At 64.5% G+C, this 9,771-nt stretch carries 10 protein-coding genes and 1 pseudogene; 4 read left to right on the top strand and 7 right to left on the bottom strand.

What is annotated here, in order from left to right:
- Positions 1–482: 482 nt before the first annotated feature.
- The 6 genes and pseudogenes from D0Z08_RS31400 to D0Z08_RS31375 all read right to left on the bottom strand — a co-directional run bounded on the left by D0Z08_RS31400 (position 483) and on the right by D0Z08_RS31375 (position 4,402).
- Entirely contained in the window at positions 483–1,127 is a 645-nt protein-coding gene (locus D0Z08_RS31400; RefSeq protein WP_281271805.1) for a site-specific integrase, read from the bottom strand.
- Positions 1,128–1,676: a phage integrase central domain-containing protein gene (locus tag D0Z08_RS31395; RefSeq protein WP_182481612.1), complete on the bottom strand. Its 549-nt coding sequence runs from the start codon at positions 1,674–1,676 to the stop codon at positions 1,128–1,130.
- Positions 1,660–2,025, bottom strand: a complete 366-nt coding sequence (locus D0Z08_RS31390; RefSeq protein ID WP_118929221.1) for a Cif family virulence factor — start codon at positions 2,023–2,025, stop codon at positions 1,660–1,662. The genes D0Z08_RS31395 and D0Z08_RS31390 overlap by 17 nt, the downstream gene beginning before the upstream one ends.
- Before the next feature lie 240 nt (positions 2,026–2,265).
- Positions 2,266–2,668: pseudogene (locus tag D0Z08_RS31385) on the bottom strand (dihydrofolate reductase family protein); the annotation flags it as partial.
- Between the two features lie 79 nt (positions 2,669–2,747).
- Positions 2,748–3,497: an IclR family transcriptional regulator gene (locus tag D0Z08_RS31380; RefSeq protein ID WP_118929220.1), complete on the bottom strand. Its 750-nt coding sequence runs from the start codon at positions 3,495–3,497 to the stop codon at positions 2,748–2,750.
- 113 nt (positions 3,498–3,610) lie between these two features.
- On the bottom strand, positions 3,611–4,402 hold the full coding sequence (locus D0Z08_RS31375; RefSeq protein ID WP_245994683.1) for an alpha/beta fold hydrolase: 792 nt from the start codon (positions 4,400–4,402) through the stop codon (positions 3,611–3,613).
- Between the two features lie 672 nt (positions 4,403–5,074).
- Here D0Z08_RS31375 and D0Z08_RS31370 point away from each other — a divergent pair.
- From D0Z08_RS31370 to D0Z08_RS31355, 4 genes are all read left to right on the top strand, one after another.
- Positions 5,075–6,169 (top strand): ABC transporter permease, encoded by a 1,095-nt coding sequence (locus D0Z08_RS31370; protein ID WP_118929218.1) that lies wholly within the window; start codon positions 5,075–5,077, stop codon positions 6,167–6,169.
- Positions 6,170–6,261: 92 nt separating this feature from the next.
- Complete coding sequence (locus tag D0Z08_RS31365; RefSeq protein ID WP_182481610.1) at positions 6,262–7,227, top strand: substrate-binding domain-containing protein; 966 nt, start codon at positions 6,262–6,264, stop codon at positions 7,225–7,227.
- A gap of 60 nt (positions 7,228–7,287) precedes the next feature.
- Positions 7,288–7,878 (top strand): ATP-binding cassette domain-containing protein, encoded by a 591-nt coding sequence (locus D0Z08_RS31360; protein WP_118929216.1) that lies wholly within the window; start codon positions 7,288–7,290, stop codon positions 7,876–7,878.
- On the top strand, positions 7,802–8,086 hold the full coding sequence (locus tag D0Z08_RS31355; protein ID WP_425454082.1) for a P-loop NTPase family protein: 285 nt from the start codon (positions 7,802–7,804) through the stop codon (positions 8,084–8,086). The genes D0Z08_RS31360 and D0Z08_RS31355 overlap by 77 nt, the downstream gene beginning before the upstream one ends.
- A gap of 127 nt (positions 8,087–8,213) precedes the next feature.
- Here the strand turns inward: D0Z08_RS31355 and D0Z08_RS31350 are convergent, their stop codons facing one another.
- On the bottom strand, positions 8,214–8,990 hold the full coding sequence (locus D0Z08_RS31350) for a maleate cis-trans isomerase family protein (protein ID WP_147381615.1): 777 nt from the start codon (positions 8,988–8,990) through the stop codon (positions 8,214–8,216).
- Positions 8,991–9,771 lie beyond the last annotated feature (781 nt).

Below are 9,771 nucleotides of genomic sequence, written 5' to 3'. Positions count from 1 at the left end.
CTCTCGCCCGTCTGGGTCCCGGTAGGCGCCCTTGTAGGTGGTGCCGCGTGCTCCGTGACGTTCCACGACCCATGCCATGCGAGTTCCCTCCCGAAAAGTGTCTTGGCAGCAACTTGGCAGCAAACGTTGCCGGATCAGCCTGGACCAACTTGGACGTGTGGGGAACGAAGAAGTGGCCTCTGACCTGCGACTTTACCGAATTTCCCGCGTGAGCGACACCGGAGGAAATCCGCTGCGATTTCGCTCATAACCCAGAGGTCGCAGGTTCAAATCCTGCCCCCGCTACGAAGAAAGGCCCTCCGACCAGCGGAAACGCCGGTCAGAGGGCCTTTCAGGTTTCTGACCAGATGCGATAAGTGGGCGGAAATTGGACTCTTTGTGTGGGCACTTGGAGCGCGTCCCCGCGGGCGCGAACACGCAAGTGCCCTCGCCGTGAAGACAGCGCGGGCACTCTCGAGTGGGCGGGCGCCGAGTGGGCCCCGTCACGTCGTTGGCGTGATGGGCGGCCGGAACCGTTCGAGGTAGTCGGTCAGGTCAGGCGCGACCTTGGCCTTGTGGATGTAGTGCTCCAGCGTGATGTCCTCGTTGGCGTGACCCAGCTGGGCTTGCGCCGCCTTCGAGTCGACGGTCTGGTCAATCAGGGTTGCGACCGACTTGCGGAAGGTATGGAAGGTGACCCAGTCGTAGGCGGTGCCATCGACTACCCGGTTCCACAACCGTTCCCAATTGGAAACCTGACGCCACGTTCCATTTCGGGTCGTAAACACCGCGCCGTTCCTATTGGCGGGACTCTCTATCATTCGGCGCATCAGGATGTCGACGGCGAATGGTGGGAGAAACAGGGTCCGGTAGCCGGCGTCCGACTTCGTCCACGGCTGGCGGAACGTCCCCTTACCGGTCTCGGTGACGATCGTGCCCGACACTGTGAGGGTCGGCGTCTCGGACGAGAGGTCAATCTCGGGGTAGATGAACCCGGCTGCTTCGCCAATGCGACACCCGGTGGCGAGCATCAGGTCGACGATGTCGCGGAGGTCGGCCGTCATCCGCGGCCCGGGTCGCTTGCGCTTCATCTCGGTGTCGATGAGCGCACGGACCTGGTCGACCTGCTCGAGGTCGAGGTAGGTGATCTACTTCCGCGGCCGTGAGATCCGAGCGACCTCCTTGACCGGGTTCGCCGGGATGGCGTCATGCCGCACCGCGACGCCGAACATCTGGTGCAGCGCGTTCCGCAACTTCGCCACGTCCGCTCCAGTCGCGGCGCGCTCCTTGATGACTCGGTCGATGACACTCGTGCGGCAGTCGGCGATTCTCCGCTGCCCGATTGCCGGGAGCACCTGGTTGTTCACCACGCTCCGATAGGCGCGCAGCGAATTGGCGCTGACGTTGTTGTCGACCTCCTTCTCCTTCAGCCAGAAGGCGGCCAACTCGGCGATCGACCTCTGTGGCGTCAGTTCGCCATCCCCCACATCTGAGCCCTTCAGGGCCTGCAGCTTCTGGATGAGGGCAGTTCGGGCGGCCGACTCGCTGTGAGCCCGAGCGCGCTGCTTGGCTACACGGCCACTGAAGAGGGCATAGCGAGCCTCGGCCTGGTAGGTCCCGGTCTTGGTCCGCGTGACGCTGATCTTCCCCAAGTCCCGGGGGGCATCGGCGGCCGACCGCTCACCGGCCGGCCTCACACGAACGCAACGAACTGGCTCCCAGGGCATTTGGGTTTCGAGACAAGGCGAGCGTGACGCGGAGGGACCAGTCCTGCTCGGTGAGGTCGCCCACCAGGCCGCGCTGTCGCTCCACTACCGCGAGCACGGCAAGGTCGTCGGTTATGTACGACGCGTCGACTTCGACCTTTACCCGGCCGCCCCGGAAGGTGCTTCGGGTGGCCTCGCGTGTCTCGTCGTCCAGGACAAAGCCTTGCCTGATTGGCCCGCCGAACGGTGGCATCAGCGTGAAGTTGTCCGCGTGCGGCAACACCCTGGCGTAGGTGTCGAGGTCGCCGGCGAGGTACGCCTCCGCCGATTCCTGGGCCATCCGGGGGTGAGCTGGGCCAGTGCGGGGTGGTCGGTCATCGAAGGAGTAGCGAGGGGATCGCTGTCGGCAAACGGACGCAGCGCCTGACGTTGTGCCCAGCCCACCTGCAGGAGGCCACTCGCCGCGGCGGCTCCGGAGTCCCCTGTGCATTCACCATGAGGACGAGCGCCGCAAGCGGATCCCCTCACGGCCACGAGATCCTTGAGTGGCCCGAGCCCGCGCCGATCCGAAGTCGGGTATTCAGTGCCTGGTCTCGTACCTGGTCAGGAGCACGCCGTCGGGAAACGTCCGGGTCTGCACCAGCTTCAGGGTTCACCCAGTTGTCCAGGGTCGTGAAGAACGGCGTGCCGCCGCCCACCAGGACCGGGTGGGTGACGATCGCGTGCTCGTCGATCAGCCCGGCCCGCATGGCCGCCGCGGCGAGGGTGGCGCCGGCGACGTCCATGGGACCGCCGTCCTCGGTCTTGAGCCGGGTGATCTCGGTGACGGCGTCGCCGGTGACCAGGCGGCTGTTCCAGTCGACCGCGCTGGTCGTCGAGGAGAACACCACCTTCGGCATGTCCTGCCAGTGGTGGGCGAACTCGATCTGAGCGGGTGTGGCGCCAGGGTGCTGGTCGGCGGTCTGCCAGTGGGAGCTCATCGTGGACCGCGACGTCAGGCGACGGGCACCGAATGCACAAAGCACCTCTGCCACTGAGCGGCATGCATCGATGCCGACCCCGTCAGCCGCTGGCTCGCGCGATGCGCAGAGCGGCGGTCCGGACGCCTGGCCCGAGCACGTCGAGGTTCGCATTCGCGCGCATCACGACGCCGAGAGCGCCGCGCAACACACCGTCCGACGTGACGATGGGCGAGGCGACCGAGATGGCGCCGGTGGACATCTCCTCGCGCGAGTAGGCGACACCCTTGCGGCGAACCTCGCGCAGGTTCGCCGAGAGCCGACCAGGTTCGACAATGGTGTACGGAGTGTACTTAGGCATCCCCTGCTGGCAGACCTGGCGGTATAGGTCCACCTTGCTGCAGGCGAGTAGCGCCTTGCCGACCGCGGTCGCATGCAGTGGCGGCCGCCCCCCGATCTCGGTCTTTGTCGGCACGGCCTTGCTTCCGGAGATCTTCTCGATGCACAGCGCCCCTAGGCCGTCGACGACAACGAGCTGGACGTTCTGATGTGTCGCCGCGTAAAGGTCATGCATATGCGGTAGCGCGTGGTCGCGCAGGCCGCGCTGGCGTGGAGCCAACGAGCCCAGTTCCCAGAATCGAATTCCAATCCGGTAGTGCTTGTTGACAAGCCGCTCGAGCCCGCCCCACCGCTCGAGTTCGACGACGAGCCGCTTGGTGGTCGACAGGGGGAGGTCGGCGCGGTTGGAGATCTCGGTCAAAGAATGGGCAGGATGCGCTACGTCGAAGGCACCCAGCACCGCGAGAAGACGCCCCGACACACTCGCTCCCGGAGTCTGGACGTTTCCTGCCATCTCTTCGACTCCGTTTCTGCCCACCGCTCAGGCGGCAGCTGTTCGGTTCCGACCGCCGAGCCGCCAGATAAGGAAGCCCGACCGTCGGTTGCTTCTTCCCGCATGGGCCCGAGTCACGCACCGCTTTCACCGCTAGTGCCTGGTGTCGTCTGCGCCGGTGACCGCATAGGCCCTGAACTGAACAGATCCAACGCGTCGACCAGGACGTCCGCCAGTTCGGACGGCATCGAGAGCATCGGAGAATGGCTGGAAGCGAGTTCGGCGCGCGCCGTCGCCCGTCGAGCAAGCATCTCTTGTTGCGCGGGCGGCAGCGCCTGATCGAGAGAGCAAGCCACGTAGAGACTCGGCACGCTGCGCCACCCGACCTGCGTCACCGTGGATGTGCGGGAAGACGGGTGCTCAGGCGTCAAGCGCGCAGCAGCTGCCTCGGCGACATTAGTCGGGCAATCGTTGTAGAACGATGCGACAGCAGTCGCGGGGTCGATGAGCAAGAAGCCATCGTCGTCGGTCGCCAAAGAATCGGCGCCACTTTGCGATCCGTTGGCGCTGTCCACGACAGAGGAGATCGTTTCTCCCTCCCGGAGATTGAAGCCCGCAATGTAAACGAGTCCATGGATCTGTGGCCGCAGTCCTACTTGTGTCACTACGACACCTCCATACGAGTGGCCCACTAGCACGCTCGGCCCATCCAGCCCGTCCAGTAGAGCGGCGAGCTCTCGACAGTGGCCTTCGAAGTCGGGGGCACCTGACTTCCGACCCTTGCCTGGGAGGGTGACCGCCACGCTCGTGACGCCCCGGGCAGAGAGCTCGAGCTGGAGTGATTCCCAGGCCCATGGACCGTGCCAGCTGCCGTGAACGAGTACCAGCGTGGGCAGGACACCTTGCGCGGCTAAGTCGCCCGACATTCGAACCCCCTGGGAGAACCGATGAGCGCTCATCGTCCACCTCGCCATGCCGGATTCGTCACCGGCTTCTCTCGACCAGCGACAACCTCGTGATGTTCGGGTTCCTCTCGAGCGCGTGTACTCGGGGTGATGGCCCGGACGGATAGCGCTGTCGCAAGAGTCACGGTGAGTCAGGAAGGGCCTGTAACCGTTGACTCACACGATGCGCGAGCCAAGGACACGCTGACTGCAGTGTTCGCGCCCCCTGGGGTCTGATTGCAGTGTTCGCGCCCCCTGGGGTCTGACCTGCGGGGGCGCTCGTTCCTTCGGCCCTTTCCTCGCGACATTGCTGCACTGAAGCAGATGATCGAAGCGAACCGTCGGGGACTGCGCTCGCGCCAGAGCACCGGCCGCCGTCGTGTGCGGCCGAGGTTCGGGACGACCGCAGCGACTCTCGCAATCCCGGTGGCGTAGTTGCCCGGGCAGTCATCGCCAAGCTCGGCGCCCGGACTGGTGACCACAAGCCCGTCCCGAACCGTCCGTCCGGAATGAGCGCCAACGTTCACACTCCGCGGCGCCGAGAAAGTGTGCTGGCCGGCTTTCCACTTGGCGAAAACAGACGAGGCGATGTAACCGCCGTCACATGCCATAGTTCCCGGGCTCAAGAGACTCACCTCACCCAGAGGGAACACCATGACGCCTGCCTCCACACCTGACGCGACCCAGCAAGGGCCGGTCGTCGCCGAGTCTGTCGACACGCCAACCCAGACGAACAGCGCAGGCACGGAGGCCAGCGAAGGCAAGCGAAACCTCGGCAAGTTCATCGAGGACAACGGTTCTGTCTGGACTGCGGGAGTCCTCCTGGTCATCGTTGTCGGCTTCGCCGTCTCGACGCCGAACTTCTTCACTCAGCAGGGATGGCAAGCCGTGTCTGTGTCGGCCACGCTGATCCTTCTCCTTGCGATCGGACAGACCTTCGTAATCGTCAGCGGCGGCATCGATTTGTCGGTCGGCGGCGTCCTGGGCTTTGCCGGGATGATGTCGGCGCTCGTTATGTCGAAACTGCTCACGTCGGGAATGAGCCAGACGACAATCATGCTCATCGGACTCGTCGTCGCCCTTACGGTCGGCATGGTCGTGGGCGCCGTCAACGGACTCATCAGCACTCGCTTCTCCCTGATCCCATTTATCGTCACCCTCGGCACCTTGGGGATCTGTCAGGGCGGCACACAACTGGCCAACGGCGGTCAGGAGATCTCGAACATCCCACTCGATCTGCTGATCTGGGGCAACAAGGTGATCCTGGACGGTTGGTTGGCGGTTCCTGTCGCCGTCACTGCTGGTGTTGCCGCCATCGCCTGGATCTCGCTCTCCAAGACCAGGTTCGGGCGCAGGACCCACGCCATCGGCAGCAACGCCCAAGCTGCGCAGCGGACGGGGATCAACGTCTCCCGCCACCTTGTGGTCGTGTACATGGTGTCAGGTCTGTTTGCAGGACTCGCAGGGTTCATCGCCATGGCCCAGTTGGGCGTCGCTACTGTCACGGCCGGTCAAAACACCGAGCTAGCAGCGATCGCCGCGGTCGTGATCGGTGGGACAAGTCTCGTCGGAGGCCGCGGCTCTGTCGCCGGCACCGTGCTCGGAGCGCTCATCGTGGCCGTGCTCGAGACCGGCTTGGTCATCGCCCGCGTCAACTCCGCGTGGCAGCTAATAGCCGTCGGCGCCATCCTCATCGGCGCCCTCCTGGCGGACCAACAGCGCCTGCGTGCAGCTCGCACCGCGCGATAGCGACCGCCGTTCACCAAGCGTCTCGGGGACCCAACCCAACACAGGAAGATGTGCAACTCATGACCGGTAGATTCCTTCGCAAGTCTCGCTGGGTGTTCCCATTCCTGCTTGCTGCCGTTGTCGCGCTGGCACCGGGATGCGCAATCACGAACGGCGACGGCAACTCCTCGGGCGGGAGTTTCACCGTCGCATACGTCCCGGGGGTGACCAAGAACCCCTACTTCTCAACTATCAAGCGAGCCATGGACTCGGTTGCCGAAGCGAACGACATCACCGTTGACTACCAGGGCACACCCAACTTCGACCCTACGGAGCAGACGAACGTCCTCAACGCCGTCCTGGCTCAGAAGCCTGACCTACTGATCCTGGCCCCAACCGACCCAGTGGCGCTTCGAGCTCCGGTAGAGAGGTTCCTCGCCGCTGACATTCCGGTAATCCTGATCGACGGCAACCTCGAGAACGAGGACGGCATCATCAGCACCATCCAGAGCGACCAGGAGGCAGGAGGTCGTCTTGCCGGCGAGCGGATGGCAGAACTCACCGACGGCAAAGGCACCGTGGCGGTCATCAACATCGTCTCAGGAGTCCCCAGCCTCGATGCGCGAGTCGAGGGCTTCACCAATGCCCTCCAAGATGCCGCACCCGACATCGAGCTGGCTCCCGTCCAGAACGCTGGTGGCAATCCCTCCCAGTCTCAGGACACCACTCGGTCGCTCATGGTGGCTTACCCCGACCTCGCGGGTGTCTTCGGGGTCACCGAGGTGAATGCTGAGGGCGCCGCCGCCGCGTTCAAGGCTGCCGGCAAGGACATTCCCATTGCCGCCTACGACGCAACGCCGCTCGAGGTGTCGTATCTGGAGGAGGGCCAGATCGACTTCCTCGTGGCGCAGAACGCCAAGCGCATTGGTGAACTGGCGATGCAGTTCGCCGTCGACTACCTCAACGGCGATGAGGACAGCGTCGAGCGGCACGTGGTCCTCGACACCGTCGGGGTCGACTTGGAGAACATCGAGCAGCCCGAAATCGCTGAGGTTCTGTACGGCCCAGCTATTAACTGACGTCGCGGGTGGCCATGCCCGCGCGTGGCCGCCCCGACGCCGACCTAGATCGGAGCTGAAGTGCAAGACACGATGTTGGACGAAAGTACGCCTGGCGCCAACGATGGACCGCCCATCCTCGCGGTTCGCGACGTCACCAAGAACTTCGGCGGCCTCACGGCGCTCGACCGCATCAACCTCGAACTCTTCCCAGGTGAGGTACTCGCTCTGGTCGGCGACAACGGAGCCGGCAAGAGCACCCTGTTGAGCATCCTGTCCGGCAATTCGACCCCATCTAGCGGCGAACTGCTCATCGATGGGCAGGTCCGGCACCTTCGCGGACCAGCCGATGCCACCGAGGCTGGCATCTCGACTGTCTATCAGGACCTCGCCCTCGCTCTGGACCTGAACGTTGCAGACAACCTGTTCTTGGGGCGCGAGCTCACGGCCAGGTCTGTTCCCCTCAACCTTCTCAAGTGGCTGGACCGTAAGCGCATGCTCGCCGAGGCACGCGATGCGCTCGAGGACGTGCACATTCGGATCCCGGACCTCCGCACCGAAACACGTCGCCCTTTCTGGCGGACAGCGGCAAGCGATCGCGATTGCTCGCGCGGTGGCATGGTGCAAGCGAGCCATGCTCCTGGACGAGCCGACGGCAGCGCTCGGTGTTGAACAGCAGCGCGAGGTTCTCAACATCATCGACAGAGTGCGCGCGAAGGGCATCGCTTCGATCCTAGTCAGTCACCAGCTGCCTCACGTGTTGGAGATTGCCGACAGGATCGCCGTGCTTCGACGGGGGCGACTCGTGACCGTCATCGCCCGGGAAGACGCCACGACCGAGAGGCTGGTCGGCCTGATTACTGGCCTGGAAGTGAGTTAGCGACGGGCGTGCGCCACCGGGCGCATGGCCGAAGACGTCGAAGTCATGTCCCGCGGGTCCGAATTCTCCTTCGTATAGCCACCCAGGAGCTGGTATTGGGACGGTCGTGAATCAAGGCGCGTCAGAACTACTTTTGAGGCGCAGTCGTCACAGACGGTGGCGGGTTGCCCGCAGCAGCCTGCATCAGCCACTGGTAGAGGGCCTGGTTCGACGTGACCACATGAACACCCAGCATCTGCTGGAGGGCAGGAATCAGCCGGGTAACGGCGAACTCGTTTCCGGCCAAGACGACAGCGTCGGGGGAATGAGCGCTCACAACCCCTTCCACGTAATCGATCAGGTCACTGGCGTCGATACGTCGCGGTTCGGGTGCGCCCGTGAAGCGACCGTGACTTGCGACCTCGAAACCAGCAGCGTCGAAGTAGGCCGCCCCGAGTTCGTCGAGCGTCACGTCGAACCATGGGGGGTGCAAGATGCTCACGCGTTGCACCCCGAGCTCTTCTAGAGCGAGACGAACGGCCACGCTCGACGTGACTAGAGGGATGCCTGCTGTCCGAGGAGACACGCGATCGAGCACTGCGTCCTCGCCTTCTGCGCGCAGCACATAGGCGCTACTGGTGAAAGCGCATGCAATTGCGTCGACGGATGCTTGGGCCAACGAGGCAACCGCATCGTCGAGCCTGGGCGGAGTCACGAACGCCCGCGCGATGTCCCCAGGGCGCTGCGACGCCGTCCGTTCGGGTGTCTGGACGCGCGCGGTGTGAATTCGTACCTCGGGCGTGGCCAAGAACTGAAGCTCAGACTCCTGCCCGACATCTTCGGCGGGGATGATGATTCCGAGACGGGTCCCCACGCCCCATGAATCGAGTCGCTCCGAGGCTCGCCCTTTGGGAACCGTCGTCATTCCAGTGTGCCTCCATCCACGCGCGGTCGGCGCCGAAAGCGCGTGTAGGCGCATTCGACCTGCGAGGGTAAAGACGGCTGTACCGCGAGCGTCTACCCCGCCACCTCAGCAGTGTCACAGGCGGCCGTGCTGCGCGCTCGTCTCGTTTCCACCTATCGAAAGGTCGACTGATGATGCCTCGCGCCGCCCTGTCCCTGCGGTGGTGGCACGCTGGCGACCCCGAAGGCGGACCTGGTCGCATCCGATTAGCAGGCGGTGCGGAATGTATCGAGGGCATCCCAGAGTTCGGCGCCCTCGATGGGTCTCTGCATCTCGTCGATCTGCCGGATCTGTCCCGTGTGGGCCCAGGCAGACGGTCTGGCTACGCAGGCTACCGAGTCGTGCCAGAGCGAGGGACCGATTCGCCGCACGATGGGTGCTGGGTAGCCGCGTGCCGTTCGACCGTTAGATCGCCGCTTCGGAGTCGCGTCGGAAGGCCGCGGGGAAAGCGACGAGGAGGTTCAGAAGTTTGCCACCGAGTCGCTAGAACCGTCGAACGGCACCTAGGCGACCAACCATTCGTGACCACGGGACAACTCGCAGCCAAAATCCTGCTCGCATTCCGCAGGTTCCACCATGTGGCCTTCCGGCGATACGCCGGCACCGCCAAGGGCTTGAATCGCCCTGGGTTTCTTGGAGGCTCCTGACCTTGGAAACGAGGATGGAGCTATGCCGAAGGAGCAGGTGCCCGGGAAGCCGCAGACGCGGCGTTACACCCCGGAGGAGAAGGCCGCGGCGGTCC

This window comes from Nocardioides immobilis, assembly GCF_003515065.1.
Taxonomy (GTDB): Bacteria; Actinomycetota; Actinomycetes; order Propionibacteriales; family Nocardioidaceae; genus Nocardioides; species Nocardioides immobilis.
This window is presented reverse-complemented; position numbering and strand designations above follow the sequence as displayed.

Excerpts from the sequence above, each read along its gene's own strand:
- D0Z08_RS31390 (WP_118929221.1), bottom strand. The coding sequence starts at position 2,025 with ATGGCCCAGGAATCGGCGGAGGCGTACCTCGCCGGCGACCTCGACACC.
- D0Z08_RS31380 (WP_118929220.1), bottom strand. The coding sequence starts at position 3,497 with ATGGCAGGAAACGTCCAGACTCCGGGAGCGAGTGTGTCGGGGCGTCTT.
- D0Z08_RS31375 (WP_245994683.1), bottom strand. The coding sequence starts at position 4,402 with ATGTCGGGCGACTTAGCCGCGCAAGGTGTCCTGCCCACGCTGGTACTC.
- D0Z08_RS31370 (WP_118929218.1), top strand. The coding sequence starts at position 5,075 with ATGACGCCTGCCTCCACACCTGACGCGACCCAGCAAGGGCCGGTCGTC.
- D0Z08_RS31350 (WP_147381615.1), bottom strand. The coding sequence starts at position 8,990 with ATGACGACGGTTCCCAAAGGGCGAGCCTCGGAGCGACTCGATTCATGG.